Annotated in this window: 20 protein-coding genes; 14 read left to right on the top strand and 6 right to left on the bottom strand. The window is 63.9% G+C overall.

What is annotated here, in order from left to right; genetic code table 11:
• Positions 1–40 precede the first annotated feature (40 nt).
• The 14 genes from lepB (at position 41) to I6E39_RS05035 (ending at position 12947) form a co-directional block, all read left to right on the top strand.
• On the top strand, positions 41–688 hold the full coding sequence (gene lepB, locus I6E39_RS05100) for a signal peptidase I (RefSeq protein ID WP_235380533.1): 648 nt from the start codon (positions 41–43) through the stop codon (positions 686–688).
• Positions 689–993: 305 nt separating this feature from the next.
• Positions 994–2409 carry a M14 family zinc carboxypeptidase gene (locus I6E39_RS05095; RefSeq protein WP_235380532.1) on the top strand — a complete coding sequence of 472 codons (1416 nt, stop codon included), beginning with the start codon at positions 994–996 and terminating at the stop codon, positions 2407–2409.
• 197 nt (positions 2410–2606) lie between these two features.
• Positions 2607–2999 carry a zinc ribbon domain-containing protein gene (locus I6E39_RS05090; protein WP_235380531.1) on the top strand — a complete coding sequence of 131 codons (393 nt, stop codon included), beginning with the start codon at positions 2607–2609 and terminating at the stop codon, positions 2997–2999.
• 10 nt (positions 3000–3009) lie between these two features.
• Positions 3010–3834, top strand: coding sequence for a purine-nucleoside phosphorylase (locus I6E39_RS05085; RefSeq protein WP_235380530.1), 825 nt, complete (start codon positions 3010–3012; stop codon positions 3832–3834).
• Positions 3835–3965: 131 nt separating this feature from the next.
• Complete coding sequence (locus I6E39_RS05080; RefSeq protein WP_235380529.1) at positions 3966–5288, top strand: amidohydrolase family protein; 1323 nt, start codon at positions 3966–3968, stop codon at positions 5286–5288.
• A gap of 53 nt (positions 5289–5341) precedes the next feature.
• Positions 5342–7189 carry a putative polysaccharide biosynthesis protein gene (locus I6E39_RS05075; protein WP_235380528.1) on the top strand — a complete coding sequence of 616 codons (1848 nt, stop codon included), beginning with the start codon at positions 5342–5344 and terminating at the stop codon, positions 7187–7189.
• 98 nt (positions 7190–7287) lie between these two features.
• Positions 7288–8082 carry a nucleoside triphosphate pyrophosphohydrolase gene (mazG, locus tag I6E39_RS05070; protein WP_235380527.1) on the top strand — a complete coding sequence of 265 codons (795 nt, stop codon included), beginning with the start codon at positions 7288–7290 and terminating at the stop codon, positions 8080–8082.
• A 52-nt stretch (positions 8083–8134) separates the two neighbouring features.
• Positions 8135–8440 carry an HU family DNA-binding protein gene (locus tag I6E39_RS05065; protein ID WP_268842194.1) on the top strand — a complete coding sequence of 102 codons (306 nt, stop codon included), beginning with the start codon at positions 8135–8137 and terminating at the stop codon, positions 8438–8440.
• Between the two features lie 76 nt (positions 8441–8516).
• Positions 8517–8759 (top strand): RNA-binding S4 domain-containing protein, encoded by a 243-nt coding sequence (locus tag I6E39_RS05060; protein ID WP_235380525.1) that lies wholly within the window; start codon positions 8517–8519, stop codon positions 8757–8759.
• A 1-nt stretch (position 8760) separates the two neighbouring features.
• A complete protein-coding gene (locus I6E39_RS05055) occupies positions 8761–9804 on the top strand; it encodes an FAD:protein FMN transferase (protein WP_235380524.1) in 1044 nt (347 codons plus the stop codon).
• Positions 9801–10178, top strand: coding sequence for a NusG domain II-containing protein (locus I6E39_RS05050; protein WP_235380523.1), 378 nt, complete (start codon positions 9801–9803; stop codon positions 10176–10178). Before I6E39_RS05055 ends, I6E39_RS05050 begins: the two co-directional genes overlap by 4 nt.
• A complete protein-coding gene (locus I6E39_RS05045) occupies positions 10159–10674 on the top strand; it encodes a Gx transporter family protein (RefSeq protein WP_235380522.1) in 516 nt (171 codons plus the stop codon). The genes I6E39_RS05050 and I6E39_RS05045 overlap by 20 nt, the downstream gene beginning before the upstream one ends.
• A gap of 103 nt (positions 10675–10777) precedes the next feature.
• A complete protein-coding gene (locus I6E39_RS05040) occupies positions 10778–11566 on the top strand; it encodes a sulfite exporter TauE/SafE family protein (protein WP_235380521.1) in 789 nt (262 codons plus the stop codon).
• 22 nt (positions 11567–11588) lie between these two features.
• Positions 11589–12947 carry a C-GCAxxG-C-C family (seleno)protein gene (locus I6E39_RS05035; protein WP_235380520.1) on the top strand — a complete coding sequence of 453 codons (1359 nt, stop codon included), beginning with the start codon at positions 11589–11591 and terminating at the stop codon, positions 12945–12947.
• Between the two features lie 62 nt (positions 12948–13009).
• On the opposite strand, the gene I6E39_RS11060 is transcribed toward I6E39_RS05035, so the two are convergent.
• From I6E39_RS11060 to dtd, 6 genes are all read right to left on the bottom strand, one after another.
• Positions 13010–13567: a helix-turn-helix domain-containing protein gene (locus I6E39_RS11060; protein WP_268842191.1), complete on the bottom strand. Its 558-nt coding sequence runs from the start codon at positions 13565–13567 to the stop codon at positions 13010–13012.
• Positions 13568–13766: 199 nt separating this feature from the next.
• Positions 13767–15617 (bottom strand): glycoside hydrolase family 13 protein, encoded by a 1851-nt coding sequence (locus tag I6E39_RS05025; protein ID WP_235380519.1) that lies wholly within the window; start codon positions 15615–15617, stop codon positions 13767–13769.
• 125 nt (positions 15618–15742) lie between these two features.
• Positions 15743–16681, bottom strand: a complete 939-nt coding sequence (locus I6E39_RS05020; protein ID WP_235380518.1) for a uridine kinase family protein — start codon at positions 16679–16681, stop codon at positions 15743–15745.
• 64 nt (positions 16682–16745) lie between these two features.
• A complete protein-coding gene (gene hemZ / locus I6E39_RS05015; RefSeq protein ID WP_235380517.1) occupies positions 16746–18254 on the bottom strand; it encodes a coproporphyrinogen dehydrogenase HemZ in 1509 nt (502 codons plus the stop codon).
• Positions 18255–18402: 148 nt separating this feature from the next.
• On the bottom strand, positions 18403–19017 hold the full coding sequence (locus I6E39_RS05010) for an MBL fold metallo-hydrolase (protein WP_235380516.1): 615 nt from the start codon (positions 19015–19017) through the stop codon (positions 18403–18405).
• Positions 19018–19095: 78 nt separating this feature from the next.
• The gene (dtd, locus tag I6E39_RS05005; protein WP_235380515.1) at positions 19096–19542 is read right to left on the bottom strand and encodes a D-aminoacyl-tRNA deacylase; all 447 of its coding nucleotides are present in this window, start codon (positions 19540–19542) and stop codon (positions 19096–19098) included.
• Between the last annotated feature and the right edge of the window lie 89 nt (positions 19543–19631).

Raw genomic sequence — 19631 nt, 5'->3', positions numbered from 1 at the left:
CCGAACCGGCCATCCCCATTGGGGGAAGGAGGACATACCCTTGGCGGAAGAATTTGACAAGCTGTCCCCGGACCAGGAGGCCACCGCGGACGCTCCGGTGCAGGAGAAGCCCTCCCGGCAGGACGCCGGCCAGACCGAAGAAGCCCCCCGCCGGCCCGGCGCCGACCTGTTCGAGTGGCTCCAGATGATCATGGGCTGCATGCTGGCGGCGGTGGTGCTGTTCAACTGCTTCGCCCGGCTCACCCGGGTGGACGGCAGCTCCATGGACAACACCCTGAAGGACGGGGAGCTGATGTGGGTCTGGTCCCTGGGCTACCACCCGGAGCAGGGAGACATCGTGGTGCTGAACAAAAAGACGGCCCATTTCCTGGGCAACCGGGCCATCGTCAAACGGGTTATCGCCGTGGGCGGCCAGACGGTGGATATCGACTACGTGGCAGGCGCCGTCTATGTGGACGGCGTGCCCCTGGACGAACCTTATATCAAAGAGACCATGTATTACAGCGGCAACCCCTTCATGCAACAGACCCACTGGGAGGTTCCCGAGGGCTCCGTCTTCGTCATGGGGGACAACCGGAACAACTCCACCGACAGCCGGGACAACCGCTTGGGCCCGGTTGATGAGGACTACATCCTGGGCAAGGTGGTCTTTGCCCTGTGGCCCCCGGCCAAATTCGGTCCGCTCTGACGGCTGCTTTTTGCCCCGACCCTTCGCCGGTCCACGCCGGCGAAGGGTTTTTGTTTTTTGCAGCCTCCCCTATTCATTTTTATTCCTTCCGCAGTCCATTTTTTCTTTTGTTCTTCGTTCAAAGTGACATTTTTATCCTTGACTTTCTTTTTCTCATTGTTTATTATATCAGTAGGCACTCCGTCAGAGCTGCAAGTTTTATTCTTTTTTCCGGCAAAAGCAGCTCTGGCCAAAATGCAAAGAGAAGGAGGATAGGGCCCCCGCGGAACGATTTAGGAACGACGGATAAGAAAGGAATGTGAATGATGAAAAAGACCTTGCTGAAACGGCTGCTTAGTCTGTCCCTGGTCCTGGTCATGCTGATCCCTGTCGCCGGCGCCGCCACAAAGGCCAGAAACGCCGCTATCCCCGGCACTCCTCAAAATGTCCCCGAGTCCCTGCAAATCGACTGGAACTACCGTTACACCTTTGCCGAGCTGGAAGAGCAGCTGGCCGCTATGGCTGAGGCCTATCCCAAGCTGACCGACCTGTATTCCATCGGCACCTCCTGGCAGGAGCGCGACCTGTGGTGCCTGGAGATCACTGGCAACACCGGCAAGAAGGAGAACAAGACCGGCATCGGCGTCATCGCCAACATCCACGGCGGCGAGCGCGAGAGCGCTGCCTCCGCCATGTACACCGCCTGGTGGTTCCTCCTCAACTCCAACACCCCCTATGTCAAGAATATTCTGAAGAACTATGTGATTTACATCGTGCCCGTCATGAACCCCGACGGCTATGAGCAGTCCTTCGTGAATAAAAACCGTCCCAACCTGCGGCCCACTGACCGCAACGGCAACGGCGTTCCCTTCAGCGACCCCTACACCGATATCGACGGCGATACCTTTATCTCCACCCTGTACCGCGCCAACGCCGATGGCAGCATCAATACCAAGGCTAAGTTCGGTATGGAAAGCCCTGACTGGGACAAGAATGGTATCCTGGGCGACGATCCTCGCTCCAGCACCATCGACATGAACCGCACCTTCGACTATCAGTGGAACCGCTTCGACATCGAGACCAAGGGCTATGAGAATGGTCAGATCGGCCAGCACGCTTGGTCCTCCGGCGGCGAAGCCCCCGCTACCGAGCCCGAGGTCAAGGCCATCCAGAGCTTCCTGTACAACACCCCCATGCACGCCATGGCCACCCTGCACACCGGCATCCAGTGCGTCCTGTATCCCTGGTGCTACCGCGCTTATGACGAGAACAACCCCAAGGACGCCGACATCCCCTTCATGAAGGAGACCGCCGAGAAGATGTGCGCCGCTTGGGCCGAGGGTGCGGACAGCGATTGCTACACCATGGACTCCTACCACGACTACATCACCTCCGCCGAGATGATCGACTACGCTTACGGCCGTCTGGGTATCCACGCCTACACCATCGAGGTGTATGACGAGGATAAGTGGGAGGACACCCCCGAGACCAAGGACGTGTTCCACACCTATGCGGAACTGAAGGCCATGGGTCTGGACGTGGAGCACATCACCGACGCCAACGGCGTTGGCCTGAAGGAAGGCGAAGGCCTGTGGTTCCGCACCAGCAGCGTGGACCAGATGGTCCATCGTGCTCCCGAGCATCAGGATCAGATGTGCGAAGGCACTCTGCAGTCCATCCTGGTCATGATCGAGAGCGAGCCCCACGGCGACGGCGCCCAGGTGCCCCGCTACGTCCGCTGATTTCTCGCTCAGTTCTTCTTGAATCGCACACATATCTCACGCCCTGCCGTCCCACCCGGACGGCAGGGCTTTTTTTCAGCGGTTCCGGTCTTCCCCGGGGGCGATTCGCCCCCTTTTTATTGCAATCCCATGGGCTTTGGTGTAAAATATAAAGACTAAAAATTGTGAACCACTGGTATGGAAAGGAGCGCATCCCTATGGACGACAAGGTAAAGGACCTGCTGGAAAAGATCCGCGGCGCCGCCGACGTGGCCGCCGACGCCTGCGCCGACACCGCCCGGGTGGCGGGACGGAAGGCCGGACAGATGGTGGACGTAGCCAAGCTGAACGTCCAGCTCTTTGACCTGAACGGGGAATTCAACGATATCCTGCGCCAGCTGGGCCAGGTGATGTACAACACCCATCTGGGCCAGGAAGCCGAGGGCGACCCGGTGAGCGGGCTGCTGGCCCGGGCCGATGAGACCGCCGCCAAGGTGGCCGAGGTCAAGGACCGCATCGCCGACCTGCGCCAGTCCCAGACCTGCCCCGCCTGCGGCGCTCCCTGCGGCAGAGAGGACAAATTCTGCCGCCGCTGCGGCGGCGCTCTGTAAGGAGGCCCCTATGACCTATACCATGGAACAGTACCGGGCCAGCGCCGAGGCGGTGCGGGCCCGTCTGGGTACGTTTGTGCCCAAGGTGGCCATGATCCTGGGCTCCGGCCTGGGCTTTTTGGGCGACGAGGTGGAAAACCCCATCGCCGTGGATTACCGGGACATCCCCCACTTCAAGGCCTCCACCGCCCCCGGCCACAAGGGCCGGCTGGTCTTCGGCACCCTGGAGGGGCAGAATGTGGCCGTTATGCAGGGACGTATGCACCACTACGAGGGTTACTCCTACGAGGAAGTGTCCTACGCCGTCCGGGTGCTGCGGCTGCTGGGCTGCGACACCCTCATCGTCACCAACGCCGCCGGCTGCGTCCGCACCGACTGGGAGGCCGGCGATCTGATGCTCATCACCGACCAGATCAAGATGTTCTCCGAGTCCCCCCTCCGGGGCGAGAACCTGCCCGAGTTCGGCACCCGCTTCCCCGACGCCTCCCACCTGTACACCCCCCGGCTCCGGGATCTGGCCCGCCGGACCGCCCGGGAGCTGTCTATCCCCCTGCGGGAGGGGGTCTATTTCTACTGCTACGGCCCCCAGTACGAGACCCCCGCCGAGATCCGTGCCGCCCGCATTTTGGGGGGCGACGCGGTGGGCATGTCCACCGCTCCCGAGGTCATCGTCGCCGCCCACTGCGGCATGGAGGTGCTGGGCCTGACCCTGCTCAGCAACATGGCCGCCGGCATCCTGGACCAGCCCCTCAGCGAACAGGAGGTGCTGGACGCCGCCGAGGCCGCCCGGGAGAAGTTCTCCGCCCTGGTCCGGGCCTGCCTGAAACGGATGTAATTGACCCTTTCTCTCCCATCATGGTAGGGCGGCCCCTTGGGGCCGCCGCCAGGATTCCATAGGAGAACCGTTGAACGGCGGGGGGCAAGCCCCCGCCCTGCCACAATTCCAAACTCACAAGGGGGTCTCCCATGTCTACGCTCTTTACCAACGTCACCGCCGTCACCATGGACCCGGCCCAGCCTCTGCTGAAAAACGCCTTTGTGTCCACTGGGGACTCTCATATCTCCTATGTGGGCCAGACGCGCCCCGAGGGCGCCTTTGACCGCGTCATTGACTGTACCGGCAAGGTGATGATGCCCGGCTTTGTCAACACCCACACCCACATCCCCATGACCCTGCTGCGGGGCTACGGCGGCGGGCACAGTCTGCAAAGCTGGCTCAACGACTATATTTTCCCCGCCGAGGCCAAACTGGACGACCGCTGCATCGCCGCCGGCACCGGCCTGGGGCTGGCGGAGATGATCGCCTCCGGCGTCACCTGCATCGCCGACATGTATATGCACACCGGCGTCATCGCCCGGCAGATCGTGGACGCCGGGATCAGCGCAAACCTGTCCTGCGGCGGAGTCTACTTCGGCGCCCCCGAGGACTTTGACCCCCAGCGCTGCGGCGACTGCCGGAACCAGCAGGCCCTCACCCAGGAGTGGCACGGCTATCATGGCGGACAGATCAAGGTGGACGCCTCCATCCACGGAGAGTACACCTCCAGCGCCCCCCTGTGGCAGTGGATGGCCGACTACGCCCAGGCCCACGGCCAGCGGATGCACGTCCATGTGTCCGAGACCCAGTCCGAACACGCCGACAGCCTCGCCCGCCACGGAAAGACCCCCATCCAGATCCTGGACCAGTACGGCGTGTGGGAAAACGGCGGCATCGCCGCCCACTGCGTCTACACCACTCCCGAGGACTGGGCCGTCATGGCCGCCAAGGGGGTCTCCGCCGCCCACAACCCCTACTCCAATCTGAAGCTGGGCTCCGGCATCGCCCCTGTCCCCGCCATGCTGGCCGCCGGAGTCAACGTGTCTCTGGGCACCGACGGGGTCAGCTCCCACAACAGCACCGATATGTTTGCCGATCTGAAGCTGGCCGCCACCCTCCACAACGGCGTTTCCCGGGACCCCATGGCGGTCACCGCCCGCCAGGCGCTGGAAATGGCCACCGTCAACGGGGCCAAGGCTCTGGGCCGGGAGGACACCGGCGTCATCGCTCCGGGCAAGGTGGCCGACCTGATCCTGGTAGACTTTACCGCCCCCAATCTGACCCCCTGCCACGACGTGGAGGAGAATCTGGTCTTCTCCGCCCACGGCAGCAACGTGACCATGAATATGGCCCGGGGCCGCGTCATATATGAAAACGGGACATTCCTCACCCTGGACCTGGAGAAGATCCGCTCCGAGGTGGAGGGCTACGCCCTGCCGCACATGTTTGGAGCCGCGGGAGGCGGACGCTGACCCACTTCCCTCATCCAACTTTTTAAACTTAAAATCGAAAGCCGGAGGTAATTATGGCCCAACGTGACGCTGCTCCCCGCCGGGTCGACGGTCAAAAACAGAATACCTTCTTCGGCGGTGCGGCCATTCTGGCCGCGGGCATCCTGGTGGTCAAGCTTATCGGGATGTTCTACAAGATCCCCCTGGTCAACATCATCGGAGAGCAGGGGACCGCCGACTTCAACAACGCCTACAACATCTACGCGGTACTGCTGACCATCTCCACCGCCGGCCTGCCGGTGGCGGTGTCCAAGCTGGTGTCCGAGGCCAACGCCCTGAACCGCCGCGCCCAGGTGCGGCGGATCTTCCGCATGGCCCTGCTGCTGTTCCTGGCCCTGGGCGCCCTGTCCTTCCTGGTGATGTTCTTCCGGGCGGACTGGCTGGCCGGCCTGATGCACGACTCCAAGGCCGCCCCCGGCATCCGGGCGCTGGCCCCCGCCGTGGTCTGCGTGGGCTGTCTGGCGGCCTTCCGGGGCTATACCCAGGGCCACAGCAACATGACCCCCACCTCCGTCTCCCAGATCATCGAGGCCCTGTGCAAGCTGGTCATCGGTCTGGGACTGGCCTGGTGGCTGGTGAAGGCGGGCCATCCCGCCGAGGTAGCCGCCGCCGGCGCTATTACCGGCGTCACCGTGGGCACTATCGTGGCTCTGGTCTACATGGTGCTCAGCTTTCTGCTCTCCCGCTCCCGGGAGCCCCGGCTGGCCGGCGACGTGCCCGACAGCGCCGGCTCCATTCTGGGGAACATCTTACGCATCGCCATCCCCATTACCCTCAGTTCCTCCATGGTGGGCATCGTCACCGTCATCGACTCCTCCCTGGTCCAGGGCCAGCTCCAGCGGGTGCTGCTGGAGGACCCCAGCTGCTGGACCCTCTACGCTGACTTTGTGGACTTCGCGCCCCTGGAGGGGGCCATCGCCGCCTGGGAGGGCACCCTGTCCGCCGGCACGGCGGCCACCATGGCCGCCCTGTCCCAGCAGGTGGAGCCGCTGCTGAATGACTCCCAGGCCGTCCTGTCCGCCGGGGACCAGGCCGCCCTGGCCCTGCACACCGCCCTGGAATCCATCAGCCGCACCCTCTACGGCAACTACGGCGGCGCTTTGAACATCTATAACCTGCCCACCTCCCTCATGGCGGCCATCACCGCCTCCGTCATCCCCGCCGTCTCCGGAGCCTTGGCCCGCCGGGACCGCCGGGGCGCCTCCCGGATCACCGGCTCCGCCCTTCGGATCACCGCTCTGCTGGCCTTCCCCATGGGGGTGGGCCTGTTCGTCCTGGGCACCCCCATCATGCGCCTGCTGTTCCCCAGCCTCACCACCCAGCTGGCCGGCCCCCTGCTGTCCACCCTGGGTCTGGCTACCGTGTTCGTGTGCATGATGCTGGTGTGCAACTCCATCCTCCAGGCCCACGGCTTCGTCAATCTGCCCGTGACGGTCATGGTGCTGGGGGGCGCGGTAAAGATCGTCACCAACTACAACGTGGTGGCCATTCCCAAGGTGGGCATCTTCGGGGTGCCCATGGGCAACGTCCTGTGCTTTGGGCTGTGCCTGGCGCTGGATCTGGTCATCATTTCCCGGGTCATTCCCCAGCGGCCCCGGTACCTGCCCATCTTCTTGAAGCCCCTGGCCGCCTCCGCCCTCATGGGCGGTGCGGCCTGGGCGGTGTACGGCCTGCTGTCCCGGCTGTTTCTGGACGACTCCGGCGTCATCAGCCGCACGGGCAACGCCGCCGCCACGATGGCCGCCATCCTGGTGGCCATGGTCATCTATTTTGTCCTCATCGTCGCCCTGCGGGCCATCTCCCGGGACGATCTGGCGCTGATGCCCAAGGGGGATAAGCTGGCCCGCCTGCTGCGGCTGTGAGCTTCTCCTATTATCTGGAAAAGTCTGGCGCTGCCGCGCTCCAGGCGCTCTGAAACGCCCGAATATCCCAAAAAATATCTTGATAAGGAAGCGAAATTGTGGTAAATTTTCAACGTATGGACCGCTACGGCATAGATGACCTCATCCGCATCATGGAGCTGCTCCGGTCCCCCGAGGGCTGTCCCTGGGACCGGGAACAGACCCACAAGTCCATCCGCCGCAACATGCTGGAGGAGGCCTATGAGGCCGCCGAGGCCATCGACCAGGAGGACCCCGCCCACCTGAAGGAGGAGCTGGGGGACGTGCTGCTCCAGGTGGTGTTCCACGCCCGCATGGCTCAGGAGGCGGGCCAGTTCACCTTTGACGACGTGGTGGACGGCATCTGCAAAAAGCTGGTCTTCCGCCACCCCCACGTCTTCGGCGCTGTGGACGCTCCCGATACCGACAAGGCGCTTTCCGCCTGGGAAGCCCAAAAGCGGGAGGAAAAGGGACAAAAGACCGCCGCCGACACGCTGGACGCCGTGGCCCGTTCCCTGCCCGCTCTGACCCGGGCGGAGAAGATCCAGGAGAAGGCCCGGAAGGCGGGCTTTGACTGGGACGCCGTGGGTCCGGTGCTGGACAAGATCTCGGAGGAGGCCGCGGAGCTGCGGCAGGCCGTCCGGGACAACACCAACATAGAGGAGGAGCTGGGCGACCTGCTCTTCGTCACCGTCAAGGCTGGACGTTTTCTGGGGCTGGACAGCGAACTGGCCCTCCACGCCGCCTGCGAGAAATTTATCCGCCGTTTCCGGAGGGTGGAGGAGCTGGCGGACAAGCCTATGACCCAGCTGGACGTCCCCGCGCTGGAGACTCTTTGGCGTCAGGCCAAGGCTATGGAACACCAGGCAACTTAAAGTCCCGCATCCGGGATTTAAGTATATTTTTTTGACATGTGCCGCGAAGGCGCTGTCCCATTCACACAGGAGGAAATCGACTATGAATAAAACCGAACTCATTGCCGCCGTCGCCGAGAAGGCGGACCTGTCCAAGAAGGACGCCGAGGCCGCTGTCACCGCCGCTATCGACGCCATCACCGCCGCTCTGAGCCAGCAGGAGAAGGTGCAGCTGGTCGGCTTCGGTTCTTTTGAGGTCAAGGCCCGTGCCGAGCGGGTGGGACGCAACCCCAAGACCGCGGAGGCCATCAAGATCCCTGCCTCCAAGACCCCCGTGTTCAAGGCCGGCAAGGCTCTGAAGGACGCTGTGGCCCAGTAATTTATTGATAAACGCGGGGACGCTGTCATTCAGCGTCCCCTTTTTCATCCTGTATCACAATAAGGAGTTTTTTACCATGCGACTGGACAAGTGGTTGAAGGTATCCCGCCTCATCAAGCGGAGAACGGTGGCCAACGAGGCCTGCGACAACGCCCGGGTCACCGCCAACGGCCGGCCGGTGAAGGCCAGCTACGACGTGAAGGTGGGGGACCTGCTGGAGCTGAAATTCGGGGAGCGGATTCTGAAGGTGGAGGTGCTGGTGGTGGCCGACAACGTGGGCAAAAACGACGCCGCCGCCATGTACAAAGAGGTGCTGTAAGATGCCCGCGCTCACAAGGGCCCGCCGTCCCCTGGCCCTGGCCCTGGCGGGGGCAATGCTGTGCGCCCTGCTGACAGGCTGCCAACAAAAAGACGAGAAGAATGAAACGACCATCTTTGCTATGGATACGGTGATGAACCTGACGGTCTGGGGCGGACAGGAGGCCTTGGACGGGGTGGTGGCCGCCATTTACGATTTGGAGCGGCAGTTTTCCGCAACGGATGAGAATAGCCCCATCTACACCCTGAACCACAGCGCTGGAACGGCTGTGGAATTGCCGGAAGCCGCCGCCGGCCTGCTGGACCAGGCGCTGCAGTTGTGCCGGGTCACCGGCGGCGCGCTGGACATTACCGCTTACCCCGCCGTAAAAGCCTGGGGCTTCACCACCGGGGACTACCGGGTACCCAGCCAAACGGAACTGGACGCGCTGGCCTGCCATATCGACTATTCCACAGTCCGTTTGGAGCCCGGCTCCTCGGTCCTCATTCCCGAGGGAGTGGAAGTGGACCTGGGCGCTGTGGCCAAGGGCTACACCGGGGATGTGCTGGCCGAGGAATTGAAGGCGCAGGACGTCGCTTCCGCCCTGCTGGACCTGGGGCAGAGTTCCATTCTGGCCATCGGGGCCAAGCCCGACGGCTCCCCCTGGCGCATCGGCATCCAGGACCCGGCGGGAGAGGGGTACCTGGGGGTGCTGAAGCTGGAGGACATGGCCATGGGCACCTCCGGGGGCTACCAGCGGTACTTTGAGGAGGATGGGGTACGCTACTGGCACATCATCGACCCGGACACCGCCGCCCCCGCCCGGTCCGGCCTGGCCTCAGTCACGGTGGTAAGCCCCTCGGGGCTTACCTGCGACGGGTTGTCCACCGCCCTGTTTGTCATGGGGCTGGAGGAGGGGACCGCCTTCTGGCGCGCCCACCGGTCGCTGGAATTCGACGTTATCTTTATCACCGACGACGGTTCTGTTTTCATCACCTCCGGCCTGGAGGAGTCCTTCTCCCTGGCCCAGGGCTATGAAGACCGGGAGGTGACGGTGCTGTCATGAACAAAAGCGCAAAGCTGATCCTGGCCGCCCTAGTCCTTCTGGCCGCCGGCTCCGCCGCCCTGCTTCTGCTCCGCCCGGCGGGGGAGGAACACCCGGTGGCCCGGATCACCCTGGACGGGGAACTGGTGCGGGAGATCGACCTGACCGGGGTGGAGGAGCCCTTCTCCTTCACCGTGGAGGGACCGGCCGGCCTGACCAACACCATTCTGGTGGAGCCGGGCCGCATCCGGGTGTCCGAGGCCGACTGCCCGGACCAGATCTGCGTTCATCAGGGCTTTATCTCCGATGGCACGACGCCCATCGTATGTCTGCCCAACAAGCTCATCATTCAGATCATAGGAGGAGGGGAGGCCCTTGACGCCGCAGCCGGTTAAAGGGACCAGGCGCATCACCCTGCTGGCCCTGCTCACCGCCATCGCCCTGACCATCTTTATGATCGAGGCCCAGCTCCCCGTCCTGGTCCCCATTCAGGGGGTCAAGCTGGGTCTGGCCAACATCATCACCGTCTATGCCGTCTTTGTCCTGGGCCCCGGGGACGCCCTGCTGATCCTCTGCGCCCGGGTATTTCTGGGGGCGGTGTTCTCCGGCCAGATGATGACCCTACTCTACTCCATGGGCGGCGGCCTGCTGGCCTGGCTGTCCATGGTCCTGCTGCGAAAGGCGCTCACCCGGGACCAGATCTGGCTGTGCAGTCCCGCCGCCGCCGTCTTCCACAACCTGGGCCAGCTGCTGGTGGCCGCCGGAGTGCTGAAGACCTGGGCCGTCATGGCGTACCTGCCCTACCTGCTCCTGTCCGGCATCATCACCGGCCTGTTCACCGGCCTGTGTGCCCAGCTGCTCATCCGCCGTCTGGACCGGCTCCGGCGGTGAGCGCCGTTCCATCACTTCCCAGTGGAATTTCCCCGGCTCCAATTGCATTTCTCTTAGGCGCGTGATACAATGTGCTTGTTTTAAAAAGTAAAGAAGGGACATTATGACGCAGCTGATCAGTTACCTTGTCACATTATTTTCCTGCATCATCGGCACGATCTGCGGCATGGGCGGCGGCATTATCATCAAACCGGTGCTGGACGCCACCGGAGTGATGGCGGTGTCCACCATCACCTTTCTGTCCGGCTGTACCGTCATCGCCATGTCCTGCTGGAACGTAGGCAAAACCGCGCTGAAACGGGAGTCTGTGCTGGACATGCGCAGCACCCCCTATCTGGCCGTAGGCGCCGCCGCGGGCGGGCTGGTGGGCAAGCAGCTGTACACGATGGTAGCCGCGCTTTTCGCCGATCAGAACACGGCGGGCGGGGTCCAGGCCTGTCTGCTTCTGGCCGCCACCTTCGCCACGCTGATCTATACCATCAACAAGGACCGCCTCACCTCCAGACATGTGAACGCTCCTGCGGTGGCTGTGGTCATCGGCCTGCTTCTGGGGATGCTGGGTTCCTTCCTGGGCATCGGCGGCGGACCCTTCAACGTGGCCGTACTGTGCTACTTCTTCTCCATGCCCACCAAGAAAGCCGCCCAGAACAGCCTGTTCATCGTGCTTCTCAGCCAGCTGACCAGCACGCTGAAGACCATCCTGTCCTCCGGCGTTCCCCAGCTGGACCTGTCCATTCTCCTGGGCATGATGGTCCTGGCCGTCATCGGCAGCGAGGTGGGCCGCCGCATCAACAAGAAGATCGACAACCGGCAGGCCACCCTTTGCCTGGAGGGGGCCATGGTGCTCATCATGTGCATCAGCGTCTATAACATCGTCAAGTTTTTACATTAAGTTTATGTAGGAGGGGACTCAAATGACACTGAAAGAGAGAGCGGGGTATTACTACGGCACGCTGGACAAGAGCTGTGCCGAGGGCATTCTTCTGGCCGCCAACGAGATCTATGATCTGGGTCTGACCGAGGGGGAGATCAGCTTGTTCGCCGGCTTCCGCACCGGCATGGGCTGCGGCAGCACCTGCGGCGGTCTGGCCGGAGCCATCGGCGTGCTGAGCAAGATGTACGGCCAGCGCGAGGATTTCAAGGAGCTGTGCGGCAAGTTCGTAGCCGCCTTTGAGAAGGAGCTGGACTGCGGCGCCATCGACTGTGCCACCCTGGCCGCCAAGTATAAAACGCCGGAGAAGCGCTGCGTGGCCGCCGTGGAGCTGACTGCCCAGGCTCTGGAGAAGTTCATCGACCAGCTGGAGGGCAAGACCGCGCCCGCCCAGGCAGAGGGCTGCACCCTCCGCCCCGAGGACATCAAGCGGGTGAAGGGCCTGGGCTTCCTCCATCACAAGGGCACCAACAAGTTTAACGGCCGCATCATCACCCGGAACGGCCGCATCACCGCCGAAGAGAGCCAGGCCATCACCGAGGCCGCCAAGCTCTACGGCGACGGCCACATGATGTTCACCACCCGCCTGACCGTCGAGGTGTCCGGCATCGACTACAACGACATTGACGCTTTCCGGGCCTATGTGGGCAAGGTGGGCCTGGAGACCGGCGGCACCGGCAGCAAGGTCCGCCCCGTGGTCTCCTGCAAGGGCACCACCTGCCAGTACGGCCTCTACGACACCTATGACCTGAGCAACGAGATCCACGACCGCTTCTACAAGGGCTACCGGGACGTGTCTCTGCCTCACAAGTTCAAGATCGCCGTGGGCGGCTGCCCCAACAACTGCGTCAAGCCCGACCTGAACGACCTGGGCATCGTGGGCGCCCGGGTGCCCGGTTACGATCCCGAGCTGTGCAAGGGCTGCAAGAAGTGTCAGATTGAGGTCTCCTGCCCCATCCACGCCGCCAAGCTGGCAGACGGCAAGCTGGTCATTGACCCCAACCTGTGCAACAACTGCGGCCGCTGCGTGGGCAAGTGCCCCTTCCACTGCAACGACCAGGGTACTTACGGCTGGAAGATCTTTGTGGGCGGCCGCTGGGGCAAGAAGGTGGCCCACGGCCAGATGCTGAACAAGATCTTCACCGACAAGGACGAGGTCATGGCCGTGGTGGAGAAGGCCATCCTCCTGTTCCGGGACCAGGGCAAATCCGGCGAGCGCTTTGCCGACACCATCGACCGCATCGGCTTCGACAAGGCCCAGGAGCTGCTCCTGGGAGACGAGCTGCTGCAGCGGAAGGCCGAGATTTTGGGTCTGAACGTGGTGGGCGGCGCCAGCTGCTGAGGTACATGAAAACGGGACTGTCATCTCTGACAGTCCCGTTTTTATGTTTTTTTGCGCCAGGCTCAAAAATAGGGCACCGCTTGGGTGTTAATTTCCTCCACCTGGGCCTCCAGGCCACCCCTTCCCCGGGCCACAGTGAAGCGAAAGACCTCCCCCTGGTAGGTCTGGCCAATGCTGTCCTCCAGGAGCCAGTCCAGGACGTACTCGTCCCCCTCCTGCTCCAGGCGGTCATAGGTCTGGAACAGCCACACCCCCAGGGCCAGAGCCAGCACCCCGGCCAGGGCCGCCCCCAGCCAGAGGGCTTTCTTCCACCGCTCCCGCCGGGCCCGCTCCCCCTCCAGGCAGCGGTCCGCCACCGCCCGGGCCACCTCCAGCTCCCGGCCGGTCAGCTCCCGGTCCTCCGCCTGTTCTTCATCGCCGGGACGCTCCACCCCCAGCAGCTGGCCCACGGGTATGCCAAACAGCTTGGACAGGGCAATGAGCTTGTCCACCTCCGGGACCGCGCCGTCCATCTCCCACCGGGAGATGGCCGGGCGGGACACTCCCAGTTTTTCCCCCAGGGCCTCCTGGGACAGGCCCTGTTTCTTCCGCAGCTCCTGGATACGCTGGCCCAGGGTCATACGCTCCGCCTCCTTGTGACCGTGTGAATTTCTACCGCGCTGAATGTGTATGGGTCCGTCCGGGCGCTTCGTAAAGCGCCCCTACAGGCCTCCGCTTTGCCTTTCCAGCATAGCAAAAAGGGACGGGTCTGGCAATCACCCGTCCCTTCCGTTTTGTCAATCTGCGGTTGCGCCCCTTGGGCCGCAGCGGTTTCCGGCCTTACTTCACCTGGAAGGCCGCCCCCGACTGGGGCGGGATGACCAGGGAGGTCCAGCCCTCCTCCGTGTCCACATGGGCCCGGCCCAGCAGGGGGTCCAGGGCGCCCACGTCCCCCAGTTCCAGCCGCTGGGGCTCCTCGCTGTTGTTAAAGGCGCACAGCACCTGCTCCTGCTTGTCCCTCCGGACAAAGGCCAGCACGGGGCCCTTCCCGGCCACATACCGGATATCTCCCCGGCGCAGGGCGGAATGGTCCCGCCGCAGGGCGCCCAGAGCCCGGAACCAGTCTATCAACTCCCGGTCCTCATGGCCCCAGGGGTAGGTCCGGCGGTTGAAGGGGTCCTCAAACCCCTCCATCCCCGCCTCGTCCCCGTAGTACACCGTGGGGGAGCCGGGGAAGCAGAACAGCAGGAGAGAGGCCGCCCGGAGCAGGTCCTTGCCCCGGCGGCGCTGCTTGGGGGAGAGGTGGAAACCGGCCCGCCACTCCCTGGACTGGTCCCGGTACTCGCCTCCGGCCCCCAGCAGGGTCAGGATGCGGGGGGTATCGTGGGTGCCCAGGGAATTCATGGCCGAGTAGAAGGCGAAGGGGGGATAGTTCTCCCGGATGGTCTCCATGGCGGAGACAAAGTCCTCCCCCTGTCCCCCCTGGAAGAAGGTCAGGATGGCGTTTCGCAGGGGGTAGTTCATCAGCCCGTCGCAGTGGCCCCCCAGAATGTGCTTGCGGCGCACGCCGTAGGCCACCTTGGTGGACCCGTCCTCCCACACCTCGCCGATGACCACCGCGTCGGGCTTCTCCTCCCGGGCGGCCTGGTGGATGCCGTGGACAAAGTCGTCGGGCAGTTCGTCGGCCACATCCAGCCGCCAGCCGTCCGCCCCCGCCCGGAGCCACCGGCGGACCACGCTGTCCTGTCCGGCAAAGATGAAGTCCCGGTAACCGGGGTCATTCTCATTCACGGCGGGGAGGGAATAGATGCCCCACCAGCTCTCATACTTTTTGGGCCACTCGATGAAGCTGAACCAGGTGCGGTAGGGGGAGTCCCAGCTCTGGCTGGCTCCCGCCTCAGGGTAAAACCCGTCCCCGTTAAAGTAACGGCTGACATAACCCGTGTGGTTGAACACTCCGTCCAGCATCACCCGCATCCCCCGCTTGTGGGCCTCGCCGCACAGGTGGGTGAAGTCCTCGTTGGTCCCCAGCATGGGGTCGATGCGGTCATAGTCGGCGGTGCCATAGCGGTGGTTCTCCGCCGCCTCAAAGATGGGGTTGAAGTAGATGGTATCCACCCCAAGCTCCTTCAGATAATCCAGCTTCTCGATGACGCCCCGGAAGTCGCCGCCGAAAAAGTCCCGGTTGCGGATCTCTCCCCGCTGGTCGGGACGGTACTCCGGCGGCTCCTCCCAGCTCTGGTGGACCCAGCGGCCCCCCACCATTCCCTCCGGGTTGGGGATACGGGAGCGGCGGAAGCGGTCGGGGAAGATCTGATAGCTCATCCCCTCGCCAAACCAGGAGGGCACCTCCTCCCGCCCGTCGTAGACGGTGAGCTGGTAGGGGCCCAGCTCCTGGCTCCGGCCGTCGATGCCCTCCAGCCGGAAGGAGTACCACACCAGCCCGATGTAGTCCCCCACGTCCAGCTGGGCGTGGAACAGATCCTGGCCCAATTCCATCCCCGCCCAGGGCATGGAGAGGGTAAGCGTCTCGTCGTTCCGGCTCTCAAAGCGGGCCTCCAGGCTGGCCCGGGAAAAGCCCGCCGCCCGGGGCGGGCGGAGGGTGAATTGTACCACGGTCCCCGCGGCCACTGCCCCATAGGGGGTCTTGTAGCGGGCGTCCCGGGAATCGTAGATGGGTTGACAGGTCATTTGGATCACTCCAGGTCTGAGATAAGAGATAAAAGATAAGAGATATTGGACCAGGAGAACCCAGAAATGGGCGGTGGCCAAAGGCCGCCTTATCTTTTATCTCTTATCTGCACCGAGCCTTCGGCTCAGTGATATTTGTAGCTTCCCCCGCCGATGAATTCCCGGATGAGGGAGTCCTTGGCCACCAGGGCGGGATCGACGGGCTCGAACCATTCGAAGGCCCGGATCAGCTCCAGCAGCTCATCATGCCGCTCGTTTTCCTCGGGGACGCTCTGGAGGAGGGGGACGGCGTAGTTGCGCATCACCGACACCTCATAGGGCAGGGAGGAGTCGAAGATGATATCCGCCCGGTTTTTGAAGGGGGAGATATACAGCTTCTCTCCCCGGCGGACGTTGGCCCACATCTCCAGCGTCTCGTCCACGCCGGTGCCCCGGAAGTTATAGTCCCGGACGGCCCGGCGGGTCAGCCGCATCCAGGTGCCCTTGAACCGGAGGACGGAGCCCTCGTTCACGTTGGACCGGGCGGAGATATACAGCTTGGTGGCCTCGGGGTGGCGGCCGGCGATGTCATCGTTGAGGGCGTGGATGCCCTCGAAAATGGCGATCTCGTTCTTTTCCAGTCTCAGGGGGGTACCCAGAGAGTCGTTGCGCATCTGGCGGGCGAACTCAAACCTGGGGATCATGATCTCCTCGCCCCGGGACAGGGCGGAGAAGTGGGCATCCAGCAGGTCCATGTCCATGCACAGCGGTGACTCATAGTCGATGTCCCCCTCGGGCGTCCGGGGGGCGGTGCGGCGGTTCATGGTCTTGAAATAGTTGTCCATGGCCACGGCATGGGAGTTGACGCCCCGGCGCTGAAGCTCCTCGGCGATCTTCATGGCCGTGGTGGTCTTGCCTGAGCCGGAGGGGCCGGACAGCAGCACGATGGGGCTGTGCTCCAGATTGGCCAGGATCTTGTCCGCCGCCAGAGACACCCGCTCGGCATAGTTCCGGTCGCACTCGGCCAAAAACTCCCCCACGTCGCTCTGGATGCGCTTGTTGATCTCCTGTAATTGGTAAGCCATAAAATCTCCTTTCCTCGAGGCGGTCAAGGCGCTGTGGTCTTTCCGCAGTCCGTCCTTGTCCCGGTCACTTCTGATAAAACGCCGCAATCTCCCCCTTCTGGGCAAGCACCTTGTCCAGCACGGCCAGATAATCGTGGGGATATTTGGGGTTGGGCAGGCGGAGGATCTTCCCCGCCGCCGGGTCCACCAGCTTGGTGACCCCGCCGCCCCCGATGGAGACCACGGTCTGCAGCTCCTCCATCATGATAATGTTGTACAGGCTCTCCTTCCCCGGCTTGGCCCAGCCCACATTCTCCAGCGAGCCGGACATATACTTCTGCCGGTACAGGTAGTAGGGGGCGTAGCCCTCCCTGCGCAGGGTGTCCAGCGAGATGTCCAGCATCCGGGCCACGTCGTTCCCGGAGGGGAGCAGGTCCCCCCGCTCCATGAGGGTGGAGCCCTTTTTCAGCGCCAGGGTGTGGACGGTGACGTTTTCCGGGTCCATGGCCAGCACCCCCTCCAGAGAGCGGCAAAAGCCGTCGAAGGAGTCCCGGGGCAGGCCGGCGATCAGGTCCATATTGACGCAGTCAAAGCCCACCGACCGGGCCAGGTCACAGGCCCTTCGGATATCCCCGGCGGAGTGCTTCCGGCCGATGGCGGCAAGCACATGGTCCTCCAGGGTCTGGGGGTTGATGGAGATGCGTCCGATCCCGTGGCGGGCCAGGACCTCCAGCTTTTCCCGGGTGATGGTGTCGGGCCGGCCGGCCTCCACGGTGTACTCGGTGCAGCCCTCCAGAGGCAGCGCTTCCTCGCACCGGGCCAGCAGCCGGTCCATCTGGTCCGCCGTCAGGGTGGTGGGGGTGCCTCCCCCCATGTAGAAGGAGCGGACGGTGAGCCCCGCCGCCTTCAGCGCCGCGGCGGTGGCGTCGATCTCCTGAAAGACTGCATCCAGATAGGGCTCCACCAGCTTCAGGGTGCGGCCCACGTCGGCGGAGACGAAGGAGCAGTAGGCGCAGCGGGTGGGGCAGAAGGGGACGCCCACATACACCGACACCTCGTTGTCCTTTAACGAGCGGTCCGCCGCCAGACTGGCTTCGGCGCAGTCGGCGGCCAGCTGAGCCCGGACGGGGGAGACCCGGTACTCCCGCTCCAGCTCCTGCCGGGCCTGTTCCGGCGAGGCGCCCCGCTTCATGGCCCGGGTGGGCAGCTTGACGGGCCGCACGCCGGTGAGCGCCCCCCAGGGAGGCTCATAGCCAAGCAGCTCCACGCCCGCCTGGTAAAAGGCCATTTTCAGCGCATGCTGGACGGTGTGGTACACCGCCTCGGGGGCCCGGTCCAGCTCGCCGGCGGGGAAGGAGAAGGAGGCCTGGGCCCCTTTTCCCTCCCGGACCACCCGGGCGGTAAGGACGGCCTCCTCTCCCTGGCGGCTGAGGGTGAACCCGGCGGCGCTGTCCCCTCCATCCAGTGTACGGAGGGCCTCCCCGGGGTATTCCGGCCTCTCCCCCGGGAAGAGGGTGAGCATCATCTGCTCGGCGGCGTAGTGATACCGCTCCGGCTGCCAGGGGTGATTCGGTTGTGTAAAGTAGAGCTTCATAAGGAGATACCTTCTGGTAGGGCGGGGGCCTGCCCCCGCCGCAGAGTAAACCCGGGCCGGCGGCGGGGACAAGTCCCCGCCCTACCCGGGATTCCATTCTTTCAGCCGCGCACGCGCCGGCAGTTCATTGGGACGGGGCGCCGAGCCCTTAGTGGGCCATGGCCTCCCGAAGGAAGGGGTTGCTCCGGCGCTCCCGCTCCAACGTGGAGGTAATATCATGGCCGGGGCAGACGTAGAAGTCCCCCTCCAGCTCGCCCAGCCGCTTGAGGGAGTCCATGATCTCTGCGTAGCTGCCCCCCGCAAAATCGGTACGGCCGCAGGACCCGGCAAAGAGGGTATCCCCGCAGAAGAGCACGTCGGCCACCTTCAGGGTGACGGAGCCCTTGGAGTGACCGGGGGTGTGAAGCACCTGGATGGTCAGGGTCCCCAGCTTCAGCTCGTCCCCCTCGTCATAGTACCGCAGGCCCTCCACCTGGCCCGCCAGGGGAAACAGCTGGTTGCCCGCCCCGTTGGCGTCGGCCCGGTGGATATAGATCTTGGCCTGGGGCAGGGCCTTGTGCAGGTCGGGGACGGCAGTGGTGTGGTCATAGTGGCCGTGGGTCAGCAGGATATACTCCACGGTCACGCCATCCTCCCGGAGGGCCTTCAGGATCTTGTCCGCCTCGTCCCCGGGATCAATAACGGCGGCCAGTCCGGCCTCCTCGTCTTCCAGAATATAACAGTTGGTGCCGATGGGGCCCACGCACAGGACTTTGACTTTCATAAAATAGTTCCTTTCGTCGGGGCGGCCGGCGGCCGCCCGCTGGGATGGAAGGTGGATGCCGGCGGCTGCAGGCCGCCGTTACAAGCCTCCTTCAGAGTCATATAAAATGGTCACGGGACCGTCGTTGACGGAGGCCACCTGCATATCTGCGCCGAATCGGCCGTGCTCCACCCGGAAGCCCCGGGCCCGGCACTGGTCCATAAAGCGCTCATAGAGGGGGACGGCCAGATCGGGCTTGGCAGCGTGGGAGAAGCCGGGGCGGCGGGAAGAGGTGTCGGCGTACAGGGTGAACTGGGACACCACCAGCATGGCGCCCCCCACCTGCTCCAGATTCAGATTCATTTTGCCGTTTTCGTCCTCAAAGACCCGCAGGTTGCAGATCTTCTCGGCCAGTTTGTCGCAGACGGCTTCATTGTCGCTGGGGCCCACCCCCAGCAGGATCAGATATCCCTTGTCGATGGCCCCTTCCACCTGTCCGTCAATGGTCACGGAGGCGGAGGAAACCCGGGTCACGACCGCGCGCATAAATAACTACCTCCACAAAAGAAAGATGGGCGCCCGAACACATCGTATGCGCCCGGGTGCGGCGGAGAACCCGGCGGGGGCCAGCCCCC

This window comes from Pseudoflavonifractor phocaeensis, from assembly GCF_021531375.1.
Classification (GTDB): domain Bacteria; phylum Bacillota; class Clostridia; order Oscillospirales; family Oscillospiraceae; genus Lawsonibacter; species Lawsonibacter phocaeensis_B.
This window is presented reverse-complemented; position numbering and strand designations above follow the sequence as displayed.

Bases quoted from the DNA above. Each gene is read 5' to 3' on its own strand.
- I6E39_RS05020 (WP_235380518.1), bottom strand. From the start codon at position 16,681: ATGGCTTACCAATTACAGGAGATCAACAAGCGCATCCAGAGCGACGTG.
- I6E39_RS05085 (WP_235380530.1), top strand. From the start codon at position 3,010: ATGACCTATACCATGGAACAGTACCGGGCCAGCGCCGAGGCGGTGCGG.
- I6E39_RS05090 (WP_235380531.1), top strand. From the start codon at position 2,607: ATGGACGACAAGGTAAAGGACCTGCTGGAAAAGATCCGCGGCGCCGCC.
- dtd (WP_235380515.1), bottom strand. From the start codon at position 19,542: ATGCGCGCGGTCGTGACCCGGGTTTCCTCCGCCTCCGTGACCATTGAC.
- I6E39_RS11060 (WP_268842191.1), bottom strand. From the start codon at position 13,567: ATGACCCTGGGCCAGCGTATCCAGGAGCTGCGGAAGAAACAGGGCCTG.
- I6E39_RS05010 (WP_235380516.1), bottom strand. From the start codon at position 19,017: ATGAAAGTCAAAGTCCTGTGCGTGGGCCCCATCGGCACCAACTGTTAT.
- I6E39_RS05040 (WP_235380521.1), top strand. From the start codon at position 10,778: ATGACGCAGCTGATCAGTTACCTTGTCACATTATTTTCCTGCATCATC.
- I6E39_RS05035 (WP_235380520.1), top strand. From the start codon at position 11,589: ATGACACTGAAAGAGAGAGCGGGGTATTACTACGGCACGCTGGACAAG.
- I6E39_RS05050 (WP_235380523.1), top strand. From the start codon at position 9,801: ATGAACAAAAGCGCAAAGCTGATCCTGGCCGCCCTAGTCCTTCTGGCC.
- I6E39_RS05060 (WP_235380525.1), top strand. From the start codon at position 8,517: ATGCGACTGGACAAGTGGTTGAAGGTATCCCGCCTCATCAAGCGGAGA.
- I6E39_RS05025 (WP_235380519.1), bottom strand. From the start codon at position 15,617: ATGACCTGTCAACCCATCTACGATTCCCGGGACGCCCGCTACAAGACC.
- hemZ (WP_235380517.1), bottom strand. From the start codon at position 18,254: ATGAAGCTCTACTTTACACAACCGAATCACCCCTGGCAGCCGGAGCGG.
- I6E39_RS05075 (WP_235380528.1), top strand. From the start codon at position 5,342: ATGGCCCAACGTGACGCTGCTCCCCGCCGGGTCGACGGTCAAAAACAG.
- I6E39_RS05095 (WP_235380532.1), top strand. From the start codon at position 994: ATGAAAAAGACCTTGCTGAAACGGCTGCTTAGTCTGTCCCTGGTCCTG.
- I6E39_RS05055 (WP_235380524.1), top strand. From the start codon at position 8,761: ATGCCCGCGCTCACAAGGGCCCGCCGTCCCCTGGCCCTGGCCCTGGCG.
- I6E39_RS05080 (WP_235380529.1), top strand. From the start codon at position 3,966: ATGTCTACGCTCTTTACCAACGTCACCGCCGTCACCATGGACCCGGCC.